The following is a 21,965-nucleotide window of genomic DNA, read 5'->3' as shown; positions in this document are numbered from 1 at the left end:
CCTCTAGAATCTCGTTTCTGTTCTGCAAGGGGGGTATAGCTCAGCTGGGAGAGCGCTTGCATGGCATGCAAGAGGTCAGCGGTTCGATCCCGCTTACCTCCACCATCAGAGCAGAGTGAAGTGGTTCCGAAGTCTGGAGCTTGTAGCAAAAAAGACTTCACAAACGGTTGTAACGTAGTTAGAATATTGGTCTTTGCTGCTGACGAAGCGAAGTTAGCCTGAAGTTGAGGCAAGTTAGCAGCAAGATAAAGACAGATCTGAAAAGATTATGTCCCCTTCGTCTAGAGGCCTAGGACATCACCCTTTCACGGTGAGTACAGGGGTTCGAATCCCCTAGGGGACGCCAAATATCAGCGTCGCTTGGAAGTAGTAAGGCAGCGCAGCTTGCAGAGAAAAAACCAACGCTCGCAAGTCATGATAGGCAAACTGGAGTGGTAGTTCAGTTGGTTAGAATACCGGCCTGTCACGCCGGGGGTCGCGGGTTCGAGTCCCGTCCACTCCGCCAGACAAAGCCCGTTCATACAAACCTGAACGGGCTTTTTCGTTAAAGGTGTAAGCAGTACGTTGTCCCCTTCGTCTAGAGGCCTAGGACATCACCCTTTCACGGTGAGTACAGGGGTTCGAATCCCCTAGGGGACGCCAGAACATCGGCGTCGCTCGGTAAGAAATATGAGCGGTGCAGTAGGCGAATGAGCAAAGCTCACAAGCCACGTTGGAAAAATCTGGAGCGGTAGTTCAGTTGGTTAGAATACCGGCCTGTCACGCCGGGGGTCGCGGGTTCGAGTCCCGTCCGCTCCGCCAGATTTTAAGAAGCCCACTTCGAAAGAAGTGGGCTTTTTTTATTTCTGCAGCCGGGTCTGCCCGGGTATCGTCCGGGTATGCTCGGGACAAACAGCCATTGCCAGCGTGCGCGGCCTGTTTTACCGTTGACCCGATTCATCTTCGTCGTTCCACCATGTTCGATCCAACCGAAGCACCGTCACCGTTTTATCTGCGCAGCGCCAGCATGGACGATTTCGAGTTCGCTGAGGCGCTGACTCGCAATAACATGGGTGGCTACTATCGCCGGCACCATCTGGTCTGGCGTGGCGATCTGTTTCTCGGCAGTTGGCGCGAGTCGGAGAATTTCATTCTCGAAGTGGACGGCGAGCCGATCGGTGTGCTGCGCATCACGCAAGAAGGCGATTCGCTGCATATCCGCGATGTGCAGATTGCCGAAGGGCATCGGCGGCTCGGCGCCGGCACGTATCTGCTCGATATGTCGCATCAGTGGGCGCGTGAGCGCGGGCTGCGCGAGTTGCAGTTGCGCGTGTTCGTCGACAATCCTGCCGCGCGGCTGTATCAGCGCAAGGGATACAAGCTGACCGGGCCGCGTCTGGCGCAACTCGGCGCGATCCGTCATCTGGCGCGGCGCGTCTGACGCGTCGCAGGCTAGCGCGTGTGCGTTATGCCGTCACCGTTACGTCGTCACTTTTGCGCGGTCTCTTCGTCAGTCTCTGCATTGCCGCGATCCCCGCTCGCCACGCGATGTTCAGAGCCACGCTCGATGAACGCGCGTGGACTTTCGCCAAATGCACGCCTGAACATCGCCGAGAACGCACTCTGGCTCTGATAACCCAACTCCTGCGCGACATGTGAAAGCGGCCGCCCCTGGCTTAGCAGCGGAATCGCGCGCGCGAGAATGGCCTGCTGACGCCATTGCGAAAAACTCACGCCCAACTCCTGACGAAACAGCCGCGCAATCGTGCGCGTACTCGCACCTACGCTCGATGCCCATTGTTCAAGCGAATCGCCGTGCGTCGGGTCCGCGATCACGGCCTCGCACAGCGCACGCAAGCGCTTCTCGTTGGGCATCGGCACGGACAGCGGCAGTGGCTCCGAACGCGTCAGTTCGTCGAGCGCGAGGGCGCCCAGCAGTTGTTCGCGTGTCGCTGAGATGCCTGGCGTATCGAGCGCGGCGATAACTTCGCGCAGCAGATCCGATACTTCGACCACGCGCGGTGTATCCAGTCCGGCCGGGACGGTGCTTTCGGTAATGTAGAGCGTGCGCAGAAACGCATCTTCGACCGCGACGACTTCGTGCGTAACGTGCGGTGGTACCCAGATCGCGCGGGATGGCGGCACCATCCACGTCGTGCCGGCCGTCGCAACCCGCAGCACGCCGCGCGATGCATAGGCTACCTGTGCCCACGCGTGCGTGTGTCGCGCGATACGCCAGCCCGAAGGCATTGGCCGCGAGCGCACGCGGATGGGATGCGTTTGCGTCGGCTGGAATTCCGGCGGGATGTCTGCGAAGTGGACATGGCTCGCCAGGACGGGGTCGGTGGACGAATTCATGTTGAAGATCGATCCAATGGATGGAGCTCAAAAAACGCGGAGCCTGTGAACACGGAACTCACGAGCACGGGGCGCTCAAACATCGAGCGCTCAAGCGCGGACCCCGAGAGCGCGGATCTGCAGGCACGGACTCGAAGGCGCAGACCCGCAGGCACAGACCCGCAGGCGCAAACTCGAAGGCCCGGACCCAAAACCACCGCGGGCTTCTCATTGTAGGTGTTACGTCGGAGTCAACGTTGCATAATGTCCAGATTGCACGGATCCCGAGGAGAACCCCATGAGCTTTGCAACCGCTGATTTGTGCGATGCACACGAGGACCAACTGGCGCTCGGCACGCTGCGGGTGCTCGAGCCGGTGTTTCATCTCTTCAGTCGCGCCGAGTGTTTCAGCGGCGAGGCGGTCACGCTAAAGGTGTTCGAAGACAACGCACTCGTGCGCGCCACGCTCGAGGAGAAGGGCGCGGGCCGGGTGCTGGTGGTCGATGGCGGTGGCAGTCTGCGCTGCGCGCTGGTGGGCGGCAACCTCGCGCAAATCGCCGAACAGAATGGCTGGGCGGGCATCGTGCTGCACGGCTGCGTGCGCGATACGCTGGAGCTCAATGAAGTCAACGTCGGTGTGGCGGCGCTGGCGACCTGTCCACGGCGTGGCCAGAAGCTCGGCACGGGCGAGCGCGACGTGCCGGTGCAATTGCCGGGCGCGCTGATACGGCCAGGTGAATGGATCTATGCGGACATCGACGGCGTGCTGGTGGCGAGCGCGTCGCTAAACTGAACCCCCGGCATCAGCCGAGGCAAGCCAGACCCACACTCAAGGAGAGCGAACAACGATGCAGACCGTCTTTGTCTACGGCACGTTGCGTGCCGGTGAAGTGAACGACCTCAGAGATGCTGCGGCGCGCAACGAGATCGCCGCGCCGAATCTGCTGGGCACGGCCACGGTGCGTGGCCATCTATTCGACTTCGGCTTGTATCCGGGCCTGGTGGTCGACGAAGCAGGCGTGGACGTCACGGGCGACGTCTACGAAATCGACGATGAACTGGTTGCGGTGCTCGACGAAATCGAAGCGGTGTATCCCGGTGTCGAAGATCGTTTCCTCGCTCGAGAAGTGATGGTGAAGGTAGACGGCAACGTCGTGAACTGCCGTTTCTATCCCGTCGCGCCCAATGCGGTGAGGGGCCTCCCGGAAATCAGATCGGGCGATTGGGTCGAGTATCGCAGCACGCGCTGAGGGGCGGCATAGCTCGCTCACGGCGAAGCGGACTGCCAGCACTGACGCGAGCATAACGAACGCGGCACGAGCACATCGCTAGCACAAAAAAACGGCCCGGCAGGCATGCGCCTGTCGGGCCGTCCGGTCGGTCAGCCTTGCGACCCAGGCCGCTCTTTCATCTTGCGTGGCTGGTGAAAGCGGACCTGGTACGACGTCGTTATTGCTGTTACATGAGGCTGCTACATGAGGCCGCCACATGAGGCTGATGCCTGAGGCCGTTCAGATGCCTCAGATTTCTTCGTACAGCGGCAGCGTCAGGAAGTCGGTGAACTGCTCCGACGTCGACATGTCTTCGAAGATTTGTGCGGCGCGATCGTACGGCTTCGTATCGCCGCCAACTGCCTGCTTCACCTTGTCGAGCTCTTGCGCCGACATCTCGCGCACCAGCTCCTCCGTGACCTTGCGACCGTCGTCGAGCTTGCCCTTCGGCGAGCGCAGCCATTGCCACACTTGCGAGCGCGAGATCTCCGCGGTGGCGGCGTCTTCCATCAGGTTGTGAATCGGCACACAGCCGTTGCCCGCAAGCCACGAACCCAGGTAGTGAATACCGACGTTGATGTTGTTGCGCAAGCCGGCTTCGGTGATCGACGCTTCCGGGCGGAAGTCCATCAGGTCGGCCGCGGTGACGAGCACGTCGTCGCGCTGCTTAGCGATCTGATTCGGTTTGTCGCCGAGCACCTTGACGAATTCTTCCATCGCGATCGGCACGAGGCCCGGATGCGCGACCCAGCCACCATCGTAACCATCGCCCGCATCGCGTGCCTTGTCGGAGCGCACACCGCCCATTGCTTTGTCGTTCGCCGCCGGATCGTTCTTGATTGGGATCAGTGCGCTCATGCCGCCGATTGCCGGCGCGTTGCGGCGATGGCAGGTCTTCAGCAACAGCAGCGCGTAGGCACGCATGAACGGCGAGGTCATCGTGATCTGCGAGCGGTCGGCGAGGCAGAAATCGCGGTCGTTCTTGAACTTCTTGATGGCCGAGAAGATGTAGTCCCAGCGGCCGGCGTTCAGACCTGAACTGTGTTCGCGCAGCTCGTACAGGATCTCGTCCATTTCGAACGCGGCGACGATCGTTTCGATCAACACCGTCGCGCGAATCGTGCCGCGCGGCACGCCGACGGCTTCCTGTGCGGCGACGAAGATCTCGTTCCACAGGCGCGCTTCCAGATGGCTCTCCATCTTCGGCAGATAGAAGTAGGGCGCCGTGCCGCGCGCGACCTGTTCCTTCGCGTTGTGAACCATGAAGAGCGCGAAGTCGAAGATACCGCCGCAGACCCGCTTGCCGTCCACCGTCACATGCTTTTCGTCCAGATGCCAGCCGCGCGGACGCACGATCAGCGTGGCGATCTTGTCGTTCAGCGTGTACGACTTGCCGTTCTGTTCGAGCGAAATCGTGCGGCGTACCGCGTCCTTCAGATTGATGTGGCCGGTAATCTGGTTGTCCCAGCTTGGCGCATTCGAATCTTCGAAATCGGTCATGTACGAATCCGCGCCCGAATTCAGCGCGTTGATGATCATCTTGCGCTCGACCGGGCCGGTGATTTCCACGCGGCGGCACTGCAGATCCTGCGGCAGCGGCGCGATCTTCCAGTCGCCTTCGCGCACGCTTTTCGTTTCAGCGAGGAAGTCGGGACGCTCGCCGGCGTCGAGCCGTTTCGTGCGTTCCGCCCGAGCCTGCAACAGTTGCTGACGGCGCGGTTCGAACGTGCGATGCAGCGCGGCGACGAGCTCGAGCGCTTCGCGGGTGAGAATCGCTTCATAGCCCGGCTTGATCTCAGCCGTGATTTCCATGCCTTGCGGCAGCGACAACGATGATTGCGATGACAGCGGATTGGCCATGGTTTCTCCTTGGTCGGTCAGATTGCAAAGGTGCAAATGTTGAAATGAAGTTGAATTGCGTCATGGGATTCCGGTGGTAGCGGTCATGCGCCAGGGCTGTGGCGCGTGCGGTTGCCACCGGGATTGCCGGTGCTGCCCGTGCCGCTAGTGCGGTCAGGCGACGCGAGGGACTTCAGAAAAGCGAGCAGATCGTTCATGCCTCCGCCCGTACTATGCGGCGTGACGCCCAGTTCTTCGGCTGGTGCGTTTTGCCGGTTAAGCCAGAAAGTCGTGAAGCCGAACCAGCTCGCGCCTGCCACGTCCCAGCCGTTCGACGACACGAAGACGATCTCGCGCGGCTCGGCCTTGAAGGCGTGCGTGCCGAGCGCGTAGGCCGCGGGCGAGGGTTTGTAGGCGCGTACTGTGTCGACGGATAGAACATGGTCGAACAGGCCCGTCATGCCGGCGCTTTTCACGGCGACGTCGAGCATTTGCGGATTACCGTTCGAGAGGATCGCAAGACCGGGCCGTGAGCCGGGTTTGCCGCTCGCGGATGCAGACGCAGAAGCGGAAGCAGACGAGGCCGAAGGCACGTCGCGCAACTGGCGTAGCGCGGGCACGGCATCGGGAAAAGCGGACAGGCAGGCATATTCGTCCATCAGACGCTTCTCTGCCGCACGGTCCAGCGTGAGGTGCAGTTTCCTGGCGGCGAAGCGCAAGGCGTCGAGGGTGATGTCCCAGAACGGCCGGTAATGCGCGCCGGGCGCGCTGGCCGGCGCTGCGAGCGTACGCAGCTGTGTGTATTCGATCTGTTTTTGACGCCACAACTGCGAGAGCGCGTCACCGTGGCCGGGGAACATCTGCTCCGCAGCAGCGATCACCGAATGCACGTCGAAAAGCGTGCCGTATGCGTCGAAAATCACTGCTTTAGGGAAGGGTGTCGTTGTGGCCGACATTGCCGTGCACTCCTATCAGAGGTCAGGACGAATTGTATTAGTGATGCTCTACGCTAAAAAAGAGGCTAAACATCACTTGATCTTTTACTTTCATCCACCTAATCTGACGCGCACCGACCACTTTCCCGCGTAACCCTCGAAGGGGACTTCCTTAGGGGCGCCGCGGTTCCGCCAGCTCATGGACCGTTTCAAGCAGATCGAGACTTTTGTTACCGTCGCGGCCAAAGGCAGCCTGTCCGCCGCAGCGCTCGCCGAAGGCGTCGCGCCCGCCATCATCGGCCGCCGTATCGACGCCCTCGAAGAGCGCCTCGGCGTCAAATTGCTGGTGCGCACCACGCGCAAGATCACGTTGACCTTCGAAGGCTCGGCGTTTCTCGAAGATTGCCAGCGCGTCATCCACGACATGCAGAACGCCGAGGCCAGCGTATCGGCGGGCGGTGTGAAGGCGAGCGGCCATTTGCGGCTGTCGGCGCCGGCCGGGTTCGGACGCCGGCATGTTGCGCCGCTGGTGCCGGCCTTTACCGTCGCGCATCCGGATGTGTCCATTACGCTCGACTTGTCTGACCGGCTGGTCGACCTCGTCAACGAGGGGTTCGACTGCGCTGTGCGCCTGGGCGAATTGCCGGATTCGTCGCTGGTGTCGCTCAAGCTGGGTGAGAACCGCCGCGTGTGCGTGGCGTCGCCGTCGTATCTGAGCCGGCGAGGCTCGCCGCACTCGCTGGCCGATCTCGCGCACCACAACTGTCTCGCGCTCGGCGCGAGCGCCAATCAGCAGCGCGGCTGGGTGTTCCAGCAGGGCGACAAGGTCGTGTCGATCAAGGTGTCCGGCACCATGGAATGCTCGGACGGCGCCGTGCTGCACGAGTGGTGCCTCGAAGGTTATGGGCTCGCGTGGCGCTCGTGGTGGGAGGTCGGCTCGGATATCGCGGCTGGCCGGCTGGTCAGCGTGCTCGACGACTTCGCCGCGCCGCCGATCGGCATCCATGCGGTTTTTCCGCAGCGGCGGCATTTGCCGCTGCGCGTTCGGCTGTTTCTGGACTTTCTCAAACATACGTACGGCCATCCTGACTACTGGGGCTGAGCGTGGCGGAGGTGCGGCTTGAGGAGGCGCAGCGACCTGGCGCGATGGTCTTTATGCCGCCTTGCGCGGCCGTCGCGAAGCTCCATGCAGCGGGTTTCCGATATGCGGACAGACCCGCACGACGGGCTTGAGCGCTTTTCTGCGAACTACAATCGATTGAAGCGGCTTCTTGGCCGATTGTGGGACGCTGGTGCCGCGCTGCGCGCAGCCGGCGACGGAGGGCACCATGTTCAGGCACATCCTGGTTCCGACCGATGGTTCAGACCTGTCACGCAAAGCAATAGACGGCGCCATCGATCTCGCGCAGGCCGTCGGCGCTCGCGTCACCGCTTACGCGTGTCTGCCGCAATATCCGTACTCGCCGTTCTCCGACGTGGTGATCGAACCACCGGTCGAGTTTCTGCAGCGCAGCGAGCGTGAAGCGCACGTGCATCTGCGGGAGGTGGAGCTGGCCGCGCGCCGTGTCGGTGTCGCGTTCGACAGCCGCACCAGCGTGCATCCGGCGCCGTATCTCGGCATCATCGAAGCGGCCGAGCAGGGCGGCTGCGACGTGATTTTCATGGCGTCGCATGGACGGCGCGGTCTCGGCAGCCTGCTGATCGGCAGCGAGACGCAGCGGGTCCTGACGCATACGAAGATCCCGGTGATCGTGTATCGCTGAAGTGCATGCTCGCGATGCCCATCGCGGGCAGGTACGGCATATAAAAAAACGCACCGGCGATGAGGCCGGCGCGTCCTATGCTCGCCGCACAATGCGTTGTGCTGGCTTTGTCCGCACTGACTCAGGTCCCATGCAAGATGGTTGCTGCTGCGCACGCTCCCAGACTCCAGCCATCAGGGCTGACCGGCGTACTTCAACCCTGATGGCTTTGCTCCTCCCTGACGGCGGCCCTCGAACGGGGCCGCTTTCTCGTCTGCCTTGCCGTTCTCGCGATCAGACCGCGGGATGACGGATGACTTAAGCAACCTTCTTGTCGAAAAACTGTTCGTCTTCCGTCGAACCGTGCAGCGCGGTCGTCGAAGCGTCACGCTCGACCGTTTGCGTCACGGCGTCGAAGTAACCGGTGCCGACTTCGCGCTGGTGCTTGACCGCGGTAAAGCCCTTTTCAGCCGCCGCGAATTCAGCCTGCTGCATTTCGACGAAGGCGGTCATCTGGTTGCGGGCATAGCCGTGCGCCAGGTTGAACATCGAGTAGTTCAGCGCGTGGAAGCCAGCCAGCGTGATGAACTGGAACTTGTAGCCCATTGCGCCGAGTTCGCGCTGGAACTTGGCGATGGTTGCGTCGTCCAGGTTCTTCTTCCAGTTGAACGACGGCGAGCAGTTGTACGACAGCAGTTGGTCCGGGAATTCCTTGTGGATCGCGTCGGCGAATTGCTTCGCGAACTCGAGGTCCGGCTTGCCGGTTTCGCACCAGATCATGTCGGCGTACGGCGCGTAGGCGAGGCCACGCGAGATCGCTTGCTGCAGACCCGGCTTCGTACGGTAGAAACCTTCCACCGTGCGTTCGCCCGTCAGGAACGGCTTGTCGTTGTCATCCACGTCCGAGGTGATCAGGTCGGCGGCCTCAGCATCGGTGCGAGCCAGCAGCACGGTCGACGTGCCGGAGACGTCGGCGGCCAGACGCGCGGCGGTCAGCTTGGCGATGTTTTCGCGGGTCGGCACGAGCACCTTGCCGCCCATGTGGCCGCACTTCTTCACCGAAGCGAGTTGGTCTTCGAAGTGCACGCCTGCCGCGCCGGCTTCGATCATCGCCTTCATCAGTTCGAACGCGTTCAGCACGCCGCCGAAACCGGCTTCCGCGTCGGCCACGATCGGTGCGAAGTAGTCGATATAGCCTTCGTCGCCCGGATTCTTGCCTTCCGACCATTGGATCTGGTCAGCGCGGGTCAGCGTGTTGTTGATGCGCTTCACCACCAGCGGCACAGAGTTCGCCGGATACAGCGACTGGTCCGGATACATTTCGCCGGCGACGTTCGCATCGCCCGCCACTTGCCAGCCCGACAGGTAGATCGCCTTCAGGCCGGCCTTCACCTGTTGCATCGCCTGGTTGCCGGTCAGCGCGCCGAGCGAGTTGACGAACGGCTCGTTGTTCACGCTTTCCCACAGCTTTTCCGCGCCGCGCTTGGCGAGCGTGTGCTCCACTTGCACCGAGCCGCGCAGACGGATCACGTCTTCAGCGGTGTACGTACGCTTCACGCCCTTCCAGCGCGGATCGGTTTCCCATTGTTGCTGGAGTTGCCTGGCTTGTTGTTCGCGCGACATGATGTGCTCCCTGGTTGCCTGTCATGGATAGTTGACTCTGTCGACCAGCGTGGGTGCAAAGCACTGACTCTGGTCTCATACAAGAAACTTGCCGTCTTCGTCGAAGCGGCTGGCGCTTTTAGGCGTTTCGTCTCGTGAAGTCTTGTATAAGAGTCTAGGCAAGTCGATGGCGGCGCAACAGTCACGAAGAAGCGTTTTTGAAATATAAATTTACGTTTAAAATCAATTGTTTGTGATTAACATTCCACATTAAGAAACGATTTTTTCCATCTTGCAATAGAGTATCTTGTGCCGCGCAGCACGATTTTTTACGACGCAGAAAATTTTTTCACATTATGGAATTCGAGCGGCGCCCAAAGCACGGACGAAAAAAAACCGGCGCCTGAGCACCGGTTTCTTTTGACTGACGAACGGCGCCAAGGCCGTCCGGGTCTTTTCAGGCCGCCTTACGTACTGAACGAGCCACGTAAATAGCGTTTGCCTGAGGACTGCAGTCGCTTGCTTAGCTGCCGCGACGCGCCGTACGCGGGCCGTCGCTGCGGCGTGCGCCGTAGCCGCCGTCACGCGAACCGCCGCCGAAACCGCCTTCACGCGAACCACCGCCGAAGCCACCTTCACGCGAACCGCCGCCAGCTGACTTGCCGGCCCAGCCGCCATTGCCGCTACCGCTGCGAGCGCCGCCGCCGTTACCGGCCGGCTTGCCAGCACCGCTGCCGCTACCGAAGCGACGGCCACCGCCGCCATTGCCACCGCCCGGACGGCCACGGCCGCCAAAGCCAGGACGGCCGCCGTTGCCCGACGGAGCCGACTTGCGCGGCTCGAAGCCTGCGACGACGTTGACCGGCAGCGGCGTGCGCACGAAACGCTCGATACGCTTGAGCGCGCCTTGTTCAGCGTGGTGCACGAGGCTCACTGCGATACCCGAGCGGCCAGCACGGCCGGTACGGCCGATACGGTGCACGTAGTCTTCAGCGAACTTCGGCAGATCGTAGTTGAACACGTGCGTGATGCCCGGGATGTCGATACCGCGAGCGGCGACGTCCGTCGCGACCAGCACGCGCACACGACGCTCGCGCAGGGCCTTGATCGTGCGGTTACGCGCGCCTTGCGGCAGATCGCCGTGCAGAGCAGCCGATTCGAAACCGGCGTCGGCCAGACGGCCAGCCAGTTGGTCAGCGTCCATCTTGGTTGCCGTGAAGACGATAGCCTGATCGAGGCCTTCGTCGCGCAGCAGATGGTCGAGCAGACGATCCTTGTGATCGCGGTCGTCAACATAGTGGACGGTTTGCGCGATGTTGGTGCGTTGTTCGAGGCGTTGAACGATCTCGATGCGTTCCGGATCCTTCAGCAGGCGGCCGGTCAGCGAACCGATCTTGCCGTCGAGCGTGGCCGAGAACAGCATCGTTTGACGCGTAGCCGGCGTAGCAGCGACGATCGTTTCGATGTCTTCGATGAAGCCCATGTCGAGCATGCGGTCGGCTTCGTCGAGCACGAGGATCTGCAGTTGCGACAGATCGATACGGCCGCGTTCCAGGTGATCGATCAGACGGCCCGGCGTAGCAACCAGGATTTCCGGGTTCTTTGCCAGCAGCATCAGTTGTTGACCATAAGCGACGCCGCCCAGAATGCTGACGGTGCGCAGACGCTTGAGGTGCTTGCCATACGTGGCAGCGGCGGTGGTGACCTGCATCGCGAGTTCGCGGGTCGGCGTCAGAACCAGCATGGTCGGACGGGCAACCGGTTGCGGACGGCGCGTGCGGGCACCGTCAGCCGGACGCGGCTCACGCGGCTGGCTGGCTTGTGCTTTTTGCAGTTGCGAGAAACGTTCGATCGCGGGCAGCATGAACGCGGCGGTCTTGCCCGAACCGGTCGGGCTCGACACCATCAGATCGCGGCCGGCGATGCCAGCCGGGATTGCGCGTTGCTGAACCGGAGTCGGGTTTTGATAACCAGCTGCGGTCAGGGCGGAGACGACATCCGCGGACAGACCGAGCGACGCGAACGACGGGCCGGTCGGCGCTGCGGCTTCTGCGGCGACAGCTTCCGGAGCGGCAGCGATGGCTGCGGCTTGTGCGGGAGCGTCGGCGAAACCGAGGGCTTGATCGGCGATGGCGTTCAACGGGCTGCTGGGGGTATTGCTCGAAGTCATGAGAATCCTTGGTAAATCCTTGGTACACACGGAATTAAAACGTCGGCGCCAATCGGCATACCCAAGTCGTCGGATTCAGCGAGCAAAGAAGCAGCGAGCAAATCGAAAAACGGGGGCAGCTCGCGACAATGAAGGCGAGCTTTTCGTTAGAAGCTGTATCGGATGCGACATGCCAAAACGGCGTGCCGCCAGCCTGGGACATGATCGCCCGTAGGGGGCTAGGCAGGAGGGGACAGGTTCTAAACTGGATTGGAGCTAAACGCTACGAGGCGCTGCGCCGCAAAGGCCGCTAGAGGAAAGCCGGGCAAAGCAGTGAAGCGCAGGCAGCATTGTATAGGGTTTTGTTGCACTGCGCCACCGTTAAGAAGTTTCCTGGCGGAAAACTTTCATTCGGCTGCCGGAATGGGCTTAAGGCGCTTCCCCACGGGGGTGGCCATGTGGCTCCCCAAAGGGCCGCCTGGTGGGCTACCTGAGCAAACTGCCTTGCCGCGGCCAAGCCAGGCCGAGGTTCCCGGCCTGCCGTTTCGACGACGGATTTCGCTACGGGGTCAGATTCAGGCAGCGGCGCCGCTCTTGAGGGCTTCGATCAATTCGACGTATTGCTGCTTCGCGGCGTCCTGAGCGGTGCCTTTGAGCGCGGCCCATGCATCGTACTTGTATTTGCCGACGATATCGGTGAAGCCGGGTTTGTCGCCGTGGACGTCGCCGTCGACGGCCTGCTTGTAGAGGGCGTAGAGGCGCAGCAGGGTAAGGTTGCCCGGACGCTCGGGCAGTTGCTTTGCATCTTCCTGGGCCTGGATGAATTGCGCGTTGATGTCTGTCATGGTGGTTTTTGCCCGGCTGGCGGGGTTGGTTCTGGCTGGGCTGACGATCATAACAACTGCATGCTGCCGCGGGGCCGAGGGCTTATTCCAAACAATCATTGCCGCCCGGCGGGCAAACCCAAAACCGCATCCGCATGCGCCGTGCCGATTACAATACGGTTCATGACTCAAACTGTGCTTCTTGCCCTCGATACCTCGACCGAATTCTGCTCGGTAGCGCTCCTGTCCGCCGTCGGCGGCGCGGCGAGCCAGACAGCGAACCCAGGCGACGCTGAACCCCGGATCTGGATACGCCACGAGCAAACCGGCGCAGTCTCCAGCACGCGCCTGCTGCCCGCGATTCGCGAACTGTTCGACGAAGCCGGCCTGACACTGGCGGACTGCCACGCCATCGCCTTCGGGTCCGGTCCCGGATCATTTACCGGTCTTCGCACGGCAACGGGTGTCGCTCAAGGCCTCGCGTTCGGGCTCGACCTGCCGGTCGTGCCGGTCAGCACGCTGCTGGCCTGCGCGGAAAGCGCACGGCTGCGCGATCCGTCGGCGACTCGTGTGCTCGCCGCGCTTGACGCCCGGATGGACGAGATCTACTGGGCCGACTACGCATGGGACGCCGCCGTGGGCGAATGGCGCACGCTTCAGCCGGCATCGCTCGACGCACCGGAGCGGCTCGTTTTGCCCGACGTCCCCTTCACGCTGGCCGGCAATGCTGCTGCCGCTTTTGGCGCGCGGCTGCCCGCCGTCGCGGCAGCGCGAACCGTCGACGGCGAAGCGCTGCCGCATGCGGTGCCGCTCGCGCACGCGGCGCTGCGCGCGTTTCGCGCCGGCCGCACCGTACCCGCCGATCAGGCCGCGCCGGAATACATTCGCGACAAGGTCGCGCAGACCACGGCCGAGCGGGTAGCCGAGAAAGCTGAAAAAGCCGCCAAGGCCGAACAAGCTGCCTCCAGATTGGCGCAAGACGCGCATCAAGGCGAGGGCCGGCAATGAGCGGGGTGTTGCTGGCGGACCGCTATATGTCGCCGATGACCGAAGCCGATCTGGACGAGGTCGCGGCGATCGAAAAGATCGCCTATGAATTCCCCTGGAGCCGCGGCAATTTCGGCGACTCGCTGCGCAACGGCTATTTCGGCATTTGCATGCGGCACGTAACGGGCGCGCTGATTGGTTATTGCGTGCTGATGCCGGTGGTCGATGAAATGCATCTGCTCAATTTGTGCGTGACGCCCGCCGCGCAAGGCGCCGGTGCCGGGCTCGCGCTGCTGCGTGAAGCGGTGCGCATTACGCGCGCCGAAAAACTCGAAGGCCTGCTGCTCGAAGTGCGGCCGTCGAATCATCGGGCTATCCGGCTTTACGAGCGCTTCGGCTTTGCGTCGATTGGCCGGCGCAAAAACTATTATCCGGCGCGGCATCGCAGCCGGGAGGACGCCATCGTGATGCGTTTCTCGTTTGCCACGGAGGGCGCAGATGGCGCTGCATGAATCGGTACTGGAAGAGTTCGGGCTTGCGCCGCTTTGGGTGCGTCGCGGGATGGCGGCGCAGGAGTCGGCAGGCGAAGCCGCGGCCGAGCAGGGCGCTGGTGGGTTAGCGAATCAGGAGGCGCGTCTTGACGATCCGCGTGTAGCGGCGCGTGAGCCGTCGCCGTCCGCGCTGGCCCAGGACGCTCGTCGGCCTGCGATGCGCGCCAGCGAAGCCCAGCAAGCCGATTCCGCGCAAGCAAAAGACGAGCAACGCGCGCCGGTTCGCGCGGATCAGGCGTCGCCGACCGAGGCGCGTGATCGGTTTGATCGCGAGTCCCCGGCGCGTGCGAACGATTCGTCGCGGTCCATACAGGAGCATGAACAGGGCGACCTGCGTGCGCCGCCAGCGCAACTGCAGGGGCAGCAGGGACGGATGCAAGTGCCGGTTGAAGCGCGCGCGCCTTCCCAGCAGTCGCGCGCCCCTGAGCCGCCGGCGTTCGATGCACCGCCCGACGACGATTTCGCATGGTTCGACGATCAGCCGATCCACGCGCCCACCGAAGCGCGCGGCGAGGCCCCGGAGCCCTCATCGATCCAGACCCTCGACTGGGACGCGTTGAGCGAGCGAGTCGCCGCCTGCGAACGCTGCCGGCTGTGCGAGAAGCGCACGAACACGGTATTTGGCGTCGGCGATCGCAACGCCGACTGGATGCTGATCGGTGAAGCACCGGGCGAGAACGAAGACCGCCTGGGCGAGCCATTCGTCGGCCAGGCCGGCAAGCTGCTCGACAATATGCTGCGTTCGCTGACGCTCGCGCGCGACAGCAACGTCTATATCGCGAACGTGATCAAGTGCCGCCCGCCAGGCAACCGCAATCCTGAGCCGGACGAAGTCGCGCGTTGCGAGCCTTATCTGCAACGGCAGGTCGCGCTGGTCAAGCCGAAGCTGATCGTCGCGCTGGGCCGCTTCGCCGCGCAAAGCCTGCTCAAGACCGACGCGAGCATTTCGTCGCTGCGCGGCCGCGTGCATGAATACGAAGGGGTACCGGTCATCGTCACCTATCACCCGGCGTATCTGCTGCGCAGCCTGCCGGACAAGGCGAAGGCCTGGGCAGACCTGTGTCTCGCGCGCGACACGTGGCTCGCGGCGGGCGGCATGCCGTCCAACGCGGCAAAGTGACCGGCGCAAGTGGGCCGGCGGCGCGCCTCGTCGTTGCGCCCGGCACATCCGCCGCGGTCCTCGAGACGCTGCTCGACACATTGCATGAACCAGCCGTGCGAGATCTCGCGTGGATGCTGCTGAGCGCCAATTTGTTGCGCGCGCAATCACCGGTGGGCGCGCTCGCCAGTCCTTTCGATTCGCCGCAGGAAGCGGATGCAACCGTCGACTGGTTACGCGCGCTGGACGCTGATCCGGCCGACTTGCAGCGCGATCTCACCGCAACGCGTATCACGCGTCTTGGCCGCTACGCTGAACGGCTGCTCGGATGGTTCCTGCAACATGGACCGGCGGCGCGGCTGGTTGCGGCCGGCGTGCCCTTGCGGCGCGCGGGCGTGACGCTCGGTGAATGCGATTTTCTCGTGCAGACGCAGCAGGGCGCGCGCCTTCATTGGGAGCTGGCGGTGAAGTGTTATCTGCATGCGGGCGAAAGTCGCGCGCAGTCGGCCACGCAGTCGGCCACGCAGCCGGCGGCGCGCTTGGCGGCGCAGTTGGCTGATTACGTCGGCCCGAATCTGAAAGACCGCTTCGATCTGAAGCTGGCGCATGTGCTGAATCATCAACTGCCGTTGAGCGCGCGCGAGGAGTTCGCAACGGTCGGCTATGCCGGACCGTGGACGCCGCAGATGTTTATCAAAGGCTGGTTGTTCTATCGCGCGGGCGAGACGCCTGCCGATCCTGTCGAGCTCGATCCGTCGCATGGACTTGGCTGGTGGGTGACCCGCAGCGAGTGGCCTGACTTTGCCGCGGCGCATGCGCAAATGTGGCGCGTGCTGCCCCGGTTGGAATGGCTTGCGCCGAGGCGGCATCAAAAGGGTGAAGCGGAAGCCGCCGGGTTTGCTTTCGTCGATCAGCGGATGCTTGCTGAACAAACCTCACATCAGCGTGGACCAACGATGGTCGCGGCGTTCGCTAGTGACGGCGTGGGCAATTTTGTAGAACTTTCGCGCGGCTTCATCGTGCCGGACGATTGGCCAGAACAGGCGCAGATCTACGCGCGGCAGTAGCAGGATGTGTGGTGGGCGAGGTCGGCGCTGGGCTACCCAATGTGTGGCCGCTGACTTCCGGCCAGATTGACGTTGAACCCGGCGGCTGAATCGAATGGCCTGCGGCACCGCGTGGCATAGCCATGCGCGCCTCTGTCTCAGCCCCTCACCACCACCGGTAAAAATGATGCACCGGCCCGACGCCGCTGCCAACATCCAGCCGATCGCTCGCTTGCAACGCACCGGTCAGATACAGCTTGGCGTCGGCGACGGCGCTCGCCAGATCGTCGCGCTGCGGAATCAGCGCCGCAATCGCCGATGACAGCGTGCAGCCCGTCCCATGCGTATTCTTCACCGGTACGCGCGGGCCGCCCAGGCGCAGCGTGCCGCTGTCCTGCACCAGCCAGTCGGGACTGTCCGCCGCGCTCAAATGGCCACCTTTCATCAGCACCGCCCGCGCGCCAAGCGCGCGCAGCGCTTCGCCTTGTTCGACCATGCCGGCTTCATCGGTGGCAGCCTGCACGCCTAGCAAGGCCGCCGCTTCCGGCAAATTCGGCGTCAGCAGATCGGCCAGCGGCAGCAATTCGTCACGGACGGCCGCGACCGCATCGGGCAGCAGCAGAGCGTGATTGCTCTTCGAAATCATCACCGTGTCGAGCACGATGTGCTTCGGCTTGTACCGCCGCAGCGCATCGGCGACCGCGCGCGCGATTGACGCATTGGCCAGCATGCCAATCTTCACGGCGTCGATACGGATGTCGTCGAACACCGCATCGAGTTGCGCGGTAATGAAGGCGGGCTCCGGCGCATGAATTGCCGTGACGCCGCGCGTGTTCTGCGCGGTAAGCGCCGTGATCACGCTTGCGCCATAAGCGCCGAGCGCCGAGAAGGCCTTCAGATCGGCCTGAATGCCGGCGCCGCCGCCGGAATCGGAACCGGCGATCGTCAGCACATTGGGAATGGGTTGAGTCATGGCAAAGCGAGGAAAGGGGGAAGGCGCGGGCAGTAAGCGTGGGAACTAAGCGCAGTGCCCGCCGAGGGTCAGTGCTTGACTTCGCCGATCAGCGCGACCGAGTCGAACGCGCGCTGATTTGCCTGGTGGCGTCGCATCACGAACCACATCATCACGCAGACGAAGGTGCCGAACAGCACGATCACCGCGGTGACCGGCACGTCGAGCCAGACCAGCACAGCGTACAGGCACAGCATCACGAGCACTGAGAGGTTTTCGTTGAAGTTTTGCACAGCAATGGAGTGACCGGCCGACAGCAGCACGTGGCCGCGATGCTGGAGCAGCGCATTCATCGGTACGACGAAAAAGCCCGACAGGCCGCCGACGATCATCAGGAAGATATACGCAACGATCAGATAGCCCGGCACATGCAAGCGGCCGAAATAGATGCCCCAATGCGTGGGGAACAGGCTGCGTGTGTAAAAGGCCATCAGCATCACGGCGATGCCCATCATGATGCCGACCGGAAGGACCGTCAGCGACTTCTTCAATGGCACGCGCGAGGCGGCGAAAATCGCGCCGGCCGCCACGCCAACTGCCACCACCGCTTGCAGAATCGCGGCTTCCGAAAGCGACATATTCAGCGACACCTCGGCCCACTTCAGCACGATGAACTGCAGCGTCGCGCCGGCGCCCCAAAAGAGCGTGGTGACGGCGAGTGAGATCTGGCCGAGCTTGTCACGCCACAGCACGAGGAAACAGTCGGCGAAATCGGTGACCAGCTTGATCGGGCCGCGTTCCTGTTTCGGATAGCGCGCGCCGGTGTCGGGAATGCGCAGATTGAAGAGCGCCGCGATCACGTAAATTGCCATGATCACCAGCATTGCTGCTTCAGCGGGCGTGTTGACCGTGGGGATGTGATGCCGCAGGATCGGTGCGGCAATATGCGGGCTGATAAGCGCGCCGCCGAGTACCGTGCCGAGAATGATCGAGCCGACCGTGGTGCCTTCAATCCAGCCGTTCGCCGCGACCAGCCGGTCAGGCGGCAGCAGCTCGGTAAGAATGCCGTATTTGGCGGGCGAGTAGGCCGCCGCGCCGAAACCCACGATGCCATAGGCGATCAACGGGTGCGCACCGACCAGCATCGTGATGCAGCCGACGACCTTGATGGTATTGGTGACGAACATCACCTGTCCCTTTGGACGGGAGTCGGCGAAGGCACCCACGAAGGCGGCCAGAACGACGTACGACAGCACAAAGAACAACTTGAGCAGCGGCGTCATCCAGTTCGGGGCGTGAAGATCTTTCAGCAGTGCAATAGCAGCGATCAGAAGCGCATTGTCGGCCAGCGACGAAAAAAACTGCGCGGCCATGATGGTGTAAAAACCTTTTTTCATCTGATGCGATGCTGTCCTCGCTGCGGTCTGTCCGCCCCGGGGCCGTGTGCAAGGCGTCCGGGCTTATACCGTTCGAAATGGGTTGTGCGCACGGCTTTATATCATGAAAATAGCTGGATTCGGACTAGCAAAATCCTTGATCGCACCGCCCAGCGGGCTGCCGAGCGTTGAAAACGCCCTGTAAGCCGCTGATTCGCAAGCGTCTTTACGAAAATATCCCATGCCGCGCCCCCTTTCAGCCACGATCCATACTGCCGCACTCGCCAATAATCTCGCCGTTGCGCGGCGCTACGCGCCAAAATCCAAGATCTGGGCTGTCGTCAAGGCAAACGCCTATGGACATGGCCTCGCGCGCGCTTTCCCCGGCTTGCGGGCAACGGACGGCTTTGGTCTTCTGGATCTCGAAGAAGCCGTGAAGTTGCGCGAATTGGGCTGGGCCGGCCCGATTCTCCTGCTCGAAGGCTTCTTTCGTCCGACCGATATCGACGTGATCGACCGCTACAGCCTGACCACGGCGCTGCACTCGGACGAACAACTGCGCATGCTCGAAATGGCGCGCCTGTCCAAGCCGGTCAATATCCAGTTGAAGATGAACACCGGTATGAACCGCCTTGGTTACACGGTGGAGAAATTCCGCTCCGCGTGGGAGCGCGCGCGGGCCTGCCAGGGCGTCGGCCAGATTACGTTGATGACCCATTTCTCGGATGCCGACGGCGAACGCGGCGTCGCCCATCAGATGGAAGCGTTCGAGCGCGGCGCGCAAGGCATTGCCGGCGCGCGCAGCCTCTCGAATTCGGCGGCGACGCTGTGGCATCCCGAAGCGCACTTCGACTGGGTCCGTCCGGGCATCATCCTCTACGGCGCTTCGCCTTCGGGCGTGACGGCCGCGATCGCAGGCACCGGCCTGCAACCGGCCATGACGCTCGCCTCCGAACTGATCGCCGTGCAGACCCTCGCCGAGGGCCATACGGTCGGCTATGGGTCGGCGTTCAAGGCGCGCGGGGCGATGCGCATCGGTGTGGTGGCCTGCGGTTACGCGGATGGTTATCCGCGGGTCGCGCCGGAAGGCACGCCGGTGATCGTCGACGGCGTGCGGACGCGGATCGTCGGACGGGTGTCGATGGACATGCTGACCGTCGACCTGACGCCGATCCCGACGGCCAACGTCGGCTCGCGTGTCGAGTTGTGGGGCACGTCGCTGCCGATCGACGACGTTGCGCAGGCGTGCGGCACGATTGGCTATGAGCTGATGTGCGCGGTGGCGCCGCGCGTGCCGGTGCGTGCCGAGTAAGGCGCGGCACTGACAGGCCGGGTGAAGGCTGCCGACGGCGGTCTCACTGACGGCCGCAGAGACGGTCCCAATGACGGTTGCAGTGGGCGCATCAACGAGGCGCCACTGCGAGCGCATCAATCAAAAGAACAGCAACACAGGCAAGGGCGCGTGGCTAAACAGAAGACGTTGTACATCTGCAGTGAATGCGGCGGGCAATCGCCGAAGTGGGCCGGGCAGTGCCCATCATGCAATGCGTGGAACACGCTGGTCGAATCGGTGGCGGAGGCGCCGTCTACGCATCGCTTCCAGTCGCTCGCGAAGAGCGCGCCGGTGCGGCGTCTCGCCGATATCGACGCGTCCGACGTGCCGCGCTTTTCGACCGGCGTCAGCGAGTTCGACCGCGTGTTGGGCGGCGGTCTGGTGCCGGGCGGGGTGGTGCTGATCGGCGGCGATCCGGGCATCGGTAAATCGACGCTGCTGCTGCAGTCGCTTGCCGAAATCGCCGCGGACAAACGCGCGCTTTATATCAGCGGCGAAGAATCGGCCGCGCAGATTGCGTTGCGCGCACAACGACTTTCGTTGCTGGAGCCCGGCTCGAAGGCCAGCGAGCTGCAACTGCTCGCGGAAATCCAGCTCGAGAAAATTCAGGCGACCATCGCCGAAGAGCGGCCCGACGTTGCGGTGATCGACTCGATTCAAACCGTTTATTCCGACGCGCTGACCTCAGCGCCGGGTTCCGTCGCGCAGGTGCGCGAGTGCGCGGCGCAATTGACGCGGATTGCCAAGCAGTCGGGCACCACGATCATCATGGTCGGCCACGTCACCAAGGAAGGGGCGCTGGCGGGCCCGCGCGTGCTCGAGCACATCGTCGATACGGTGCTGTACTTCGAGGGCGACACCCACTCGTCCTATCGTCTGGTGCGCGCGATCAAGAACCGCTTCGGCGCGGTCAACGAACTCGGCGTGTTCGCGATGACCGAGCGCGGTTTGCGCGGCGTCGCCAATCCGTCGGCGCTGTTTCTGTCTCAGCACGAGCAATCCGTTCCGGGGTCGTGCGTGCTGGTCACGCAGGAGGGCACGCGGCCGCTGCTGGTCGAAGTGCAGGCGCTGGTGGATTCGGCTAATGCGCCGAATCCACGGCGGCTTGCTGTCGGGCTGGAACAGAACCGCCTGGCGATGCTGCTGGCGGTGCTGCATCGGCACGCCGGCATCGCCTGTTTCGATCAGGACGTGTTCCTGAACGCGGTGGGGGGCGTGAAGATTACCGAGCCCGCGGCCGACCTGGCCGTGCTGCTCGCGATCCACTCGTCGATGCGCAACAAGCCGCTGCCCAAGGGGCTTGTCGTATTCGGCGAAGTGGGCCTCGCTGGCGAGATCCGGCCGTCGCCGCGCGGTCAGGACCGTCTTAAGGAAGCGGCCAAACTGGGCTTTTCGGTCGCGGTCATTCCGAAGGCCAACGCACCCAAGCAGCCGATAGAAGGCTTACAAGTTGTTGCGGTCGAACGGATCGAACAGGCCATCGATCGGGTCCGCATGCTTGAATAGACGGGGGTTCCGGCGCCTGAGGGCGCCCTTCGGTCCGTAATGGCCAGTAAATATCTCCATATTGGCTGTAACCTACCCGACATTCCTTTTTCCTAAGCTGGCAGGGTATTGCATCCCTTCTGATGCCCGAAAAAGGATCGCGCCTTGAAACAGTCATATGAAACCGTAGCCGAGCGGCCGATGCAGGTGCGCGGCTGCCGCGTCTCCGAGCCTATTCGCCAGCCTTGGGGCGGTGCGTGCAGGATTGTCGAGTGGATCGACACGACCGGGCAAATTTCGCGCCGGGTAGTGGCCGAAGATGTAACCGCCGCCGAAGTGCGTGCCACGATCAACCGTCACGTGGAAGGCCGCAAGCATTTCCTGTACGACGACGAACAAACGCCGCGCCAGGTGTTGCCGCGGCAGACGGTGGTGCGGCGCTAAGGGTTTGGGGCGGT

At 62.9% G+C, this 21,965-nt stretch carries 20 protein-coding genes and 5 tRNA genes; 17 read left to right on the top strand and 8 right to left on the bottom strand.

All coding sequences use genetic code 11. From position 1 onward, the window contains the following. The first annotated feature begins 29 nt into the window (after nucleotides 1-29). The 6 genes from PQQ96_RS01070 to PQQ96_RS01045 all read left to right on the top strand — a co-directional run bounded on the left by PQQ96_RS01070 (nucleotide 30) and on the right by PQQ96_RS01045 (nucleotide 1,420). Nucleotides 30-105: transfer RNA gene (locus PQQ96_RS01070), tRNA-Ala, on the top strand. Between the two features lie 165 nt (nucleotides 106-270). Continuing rightward, nucleotides 271-346, top strand: a tRNA-Glu gene (locus tag PQQ96_RS01065). An 82-nt stretch (nucleotides 347-428) separates the two neighbouring features. Beyond that, nucleotides 429-505 (top strand) — tRNA-Asp (locus PQQ96_RS01060). A 61-nt stretch (nucleotides 506-566) separates the two neighbouring features. After that, a tRNA-Glu gene (locus PQQ96_RS01055) sits at nucleotides 567-642 on the top strand. A gap of 82 nt (nucleotides 643-724) precedes the next feature. After that, nucleotides 725-801: transfer RNA gene (locus PQQ96_RS01050), tRNA-Asp, on the top strand. Nucleotides 802-955: 154 nt separating this feature from the next. After that, nucleotides 956-1,420, top strand: coding sequence for a GNAT family N-acetyltransferase (locus PQQ96_RS01045; protein ID WP_408287568.1), 465 nt, complete (start codon nucleotides 956-958; stop codon nucleotides 1,418-1,420). A 47-nt stretch (nucleotides 1,421-1,467) separates the two neighbouring features. Here PQQ96_RS01045 and PQQ96_RS01040 read toward each other — a convergent pair whose 3' ends face one another. After that, a complete protein-coding gene (locus PQQ96_RS01040; protein WP_408287566.1) occupies nucleotides 1,468-2,337 on the bottom strand; it encodes an AraC family transcriptional regulator in 870 nt (289 codons plus the stop codon). Nucleotides 2,338-2,614: 277 nt separating this feature from the next. On the opposite strand from PQQ96_RS01040, the gene rraA reads away from it, so the two are divergent. Next, entirely contained in the window at nucleotides 2,615-3,109 is a 495-nt protein-coding gene (rraA, locus tag PQQ96_RS01035; RefSeq protein ID WP_408287563.1) for a ribonuclease E activity regulator RraA, read from the top strand. A gap of 55 nt (nucleotides 3,110-3,164) precedes the next feature. After that, a complete protein-coding gene (locus PQQ96_RS01030; protein WP_408287560.1) occupies nucleotides 3,165-3,566 on the top strand; it encodes a gamma-glutamylcyclotransferase family protein in 402 nt (133 codons plus the stop codon). Between the two features lie 270 nt (nucleotides 3,567-3,836). Here the strand turns inward: PQQ96_RS01030 and aceB are convergent, their stop codons facing one another. Beyond that, nucleotides 3,837-5,447, bottom strand: a complete 1,611-nt coding sequence (gene aceB / locus PQQ96_RS01025; RefSeq protein WP_408287557.1) for a malate synthase A — start codon at nucleotides 5,445-5,447, stop codon at nucleotides 3,837-3,839. A gap of 83 nt (nucleotides 5,448-5,530) precedes the next feature. Then, the gene (locus PQQ96_RS01020; RefSeq protein WP_408287555.1) at nucleotides 5,531-6,382 is read right to left on the bottom strand and encodes a (S)-2-haloacid dehalogenase; all 852 of its coding nucleotides are present in this window, start codon (nucleotides 6,380-6,382) and stop codon (nucleotides 5,531-5,533) included. 178 nt (nucleotides 6,383-6,560) lie between these two features. Between PQQ96_RS01020 and PQQ96_RS01015 the strand changes: the two genes are divergently transcribed. Both PQQ96_RS01015 and PQQ96_RS01010 read left to right on the top strand, forming a co-directional pair. Further along, nucleotides 6,561-7,463 carry a LysR family transcriptional regulator gene (locus PQQ96_RS01015; protein ID WP_408287552.1) on the top strand — a complete coding sequence of 301 codons (903 nt, stop codon included), beginning with the start codon at nucleotides 6,561-6,563 and terminating at the stop codon, nucleotides 7,461-7,463. 226 nt (nucleotides 7,464-7,689) lie between these two features. After that, on the top strand, nucleotides 7,690-8,124 hold the full coding sequence (locus tag PQQ96_RS01010) for a universal stress protein (RefSeq protein ID WP_063496563.1): 435 nt from the start codon (nucleotides 7,690-7,692) through the stop codon (nucleotides 8,122-8,124). Between the two features lie 297 nt (nucleotides 8,125-8,421). Here the strand turns inward: PQQ96_RS01010 and aceA are convergent, their stop codons facing one another. The 3 genes from aceA to PQQ96_RS00995 form a co-directional block, all read right to left on the bottom strand. After that, on the bottom strand, nucleotides 8,422-9,726 hold the full coding sequence (gene aceA / locus PQQ96_RS01005) for an isocitrate lyase (RefSeq protein ID WP_408287549.1): 1,305 nt from the start codon (nucleotides 9,724-9,726) through the stop codon (nucleotides 8,422-8,424). 502 nt (nucleotides 9,727-10,228) lie between these two features. Continuing rightward, on the bottom strand, nucleotides 10,229-11,875 hold the full coding sequence (locus PQQ96_RS01000; RefSeq protein WP_408287547.1) for a DEAD/DEAH box helicase: 1,647 nt from the start codon (nucleotides 11,873-11,875) through the stop codon (nucleotides 10,229-10,231). Between the two features lie 554 nt (nucleotides 11,876-12,429). Then, nucleotides 12,430-12,699: an acyl-CoA-binding protein gene (locus PQQ96_RS00995; RefSeq protein WP_408287631.1), complete on the bottom strand. Its 270-nt coding sequence runs from the start codon at nucleotides 12,697-12,699 to the stop codon at nucleotides 12,430-12,432. A gap of 162 nt (nucleotides 12,700-12,861) precedes the next feature. Between PQQ96_RS00995 and tsaB the strand changes: the two genes are divergently transcribed. The 4 genes from tsaB to PQQ96_RS00975 are packed head-to-tail and all read left to right on the top strand — an operon-like array spanning nucleotide 12,862 to nucleotide 16,382. Beyond that, nucleotides 12,862-13,686, top strand: coding sequence for a tRNA (adenosine(37)-N6)-threonylcarbamoyltransferase complex dimerization subunit type 1 TsaB (gene tsaB / locus PQQ96_RS00990; protein ID WP_408287545.1), 825 nt, complete (start codon nucleotides 12,862-12,864; stop codon nucleotides 13,684-13,686). After that, nucleotides 13,683-14,177, top strand: a complete 495-nt coding sequence (rimI, locus tag PQQ96_RS00985) for a ribosomal protein S18-alanine N-acetyltransferase (protein ID WP_063496558.1) — start codon at nucleotides 13,683-13,685, stop codon at nucleotides 14,175-14,177. Before tsaB ends, rimI begins: the two co-directional genes overlap by 4 nt. Beyond that, nucleotides 14,164-15,336 carry a uracil-DNA glycosylase gene (locus tag PQQ96_RS00980; protein WP_408287542.1) on the top strand — a complete coding sequence of 391 codons (1,173 nt, stop codon included), beginning with the start codon at nucleotides 14,164-14,166 and terminating at the stop codon, nucleotides 15,334-15,336. Before rimI ends, PQQ96_RS00980 begins: the two co-directional genes overlap by 14 nt. Then, on the top strand, nucleotides 15,333-16,382 hold the full coding sequence (locus PQQ96_RS00975; protein ID WP_408287540.1) for a DUF1853 family protein: 1,050 nt from the start codon (nucleotides 15,333-15,335) through the stop codon (nucleotides 16,380-16,382). Before PQQ96_RS00980 ends, PQQ96_RS00975 begins: the two co-directional genes overlap by 4 nt. A gap of 145 nt (nucleotides 16,383-16,527) precedes the next feature. Here PQQ96_RS00975 and thiD read toward each other — a convergent pair whose 3' ends face one another. Together thiD and lplT are read right to left on the bottom strand one after the other, a co-directional pair. Beyond that, entirely contained in the window at nucleotides 16,528-17,334 is an 807-nt protein-coding gene (thiD, locus tag PQQ96_RS00970) for a bifunctional hydroxymethylpyrimidine kinase/phosphomethylpyrimidine kinase (protein WP_408287537.1), read from the bottom strand. Nucleotides 17,335-17,402: 68 nt separating this feature from the next. Continuing rightward, nucleotides 17,403-18,710: a lysophospholipid transporter LplT gene (lplT, locus tag PQQ96_RS00965; RefSeq protein WP_408287535.1), complete on the bottom strand. Its 1,308-nt coding sequence runs from the start codon at nucleotides 18,708-18,710 to the stop codon at nucleotides 17,403-17,405. Nucleotides 18,711-18,930: 220 nt separating this feature from the next. Between lplT and alr the strand changes: the two genes are divergently transcribed. The 3 genes from alr (at nucleotide 18,931) to PQQ96_RS00950 (ending at nucleotide 21,951) form a co-directional block, all read left to right on the top strand. Further along, nucleotides 18,931-20,001, top strand: coding sequence for an alanine racemase (gene alr, locus PQQ96_RS00960; RefSeq protein ID WP_408287533.1), 1,071 nt, complete (start codon nucleotides 18,931-18,933; stop codon nucleotides 19,999-20,001). Between the two features lie 150 nt (nucleotides 20,002-20,151). Next, nucleotides 20,152-21,528 (top strand): DNA repair protein RadA, encoded by a 1,377-nt coding sequence (gene radA, locus PQQ96_RS00955; protein WP_074283079.1) that lies wholly within the window; start codon nucleotides 20,152-20,154, stop codon nucleotides 21,526-21,528. A 144-nt stretch (nucleotides 21,529-21,672) separates the two neighbouring features. After that, a complete protein-coding gene (locus tag PQQ96_RS00950) occupies nucleotides 21,673-21,951 on the top strand; it encodes a DUF2866 domain-containing protein (RefSeq protein ID WP_172315593.1) in 279 nt (92 codons plus the stop codon). Nucleotides 21,952-21,965: the final 14 nt, after the last annotated feature.

Source organism: Paraburkholderia sediminicola, assembly GCF_046027825.1.
Taxonomy (GTDB): Bacteria; Pseudomonadota; Gammaproteobacteria; order Burkholderiales; family Burkholderiaceae; genus Paraburkholderia; species Paraburkholderia sediminicola_D.
The sequence above is the reverse complement of the archived record's forward strand: the minus strand, read 5'-3'. Positions and strand labels throughout refer to the sequence as shown.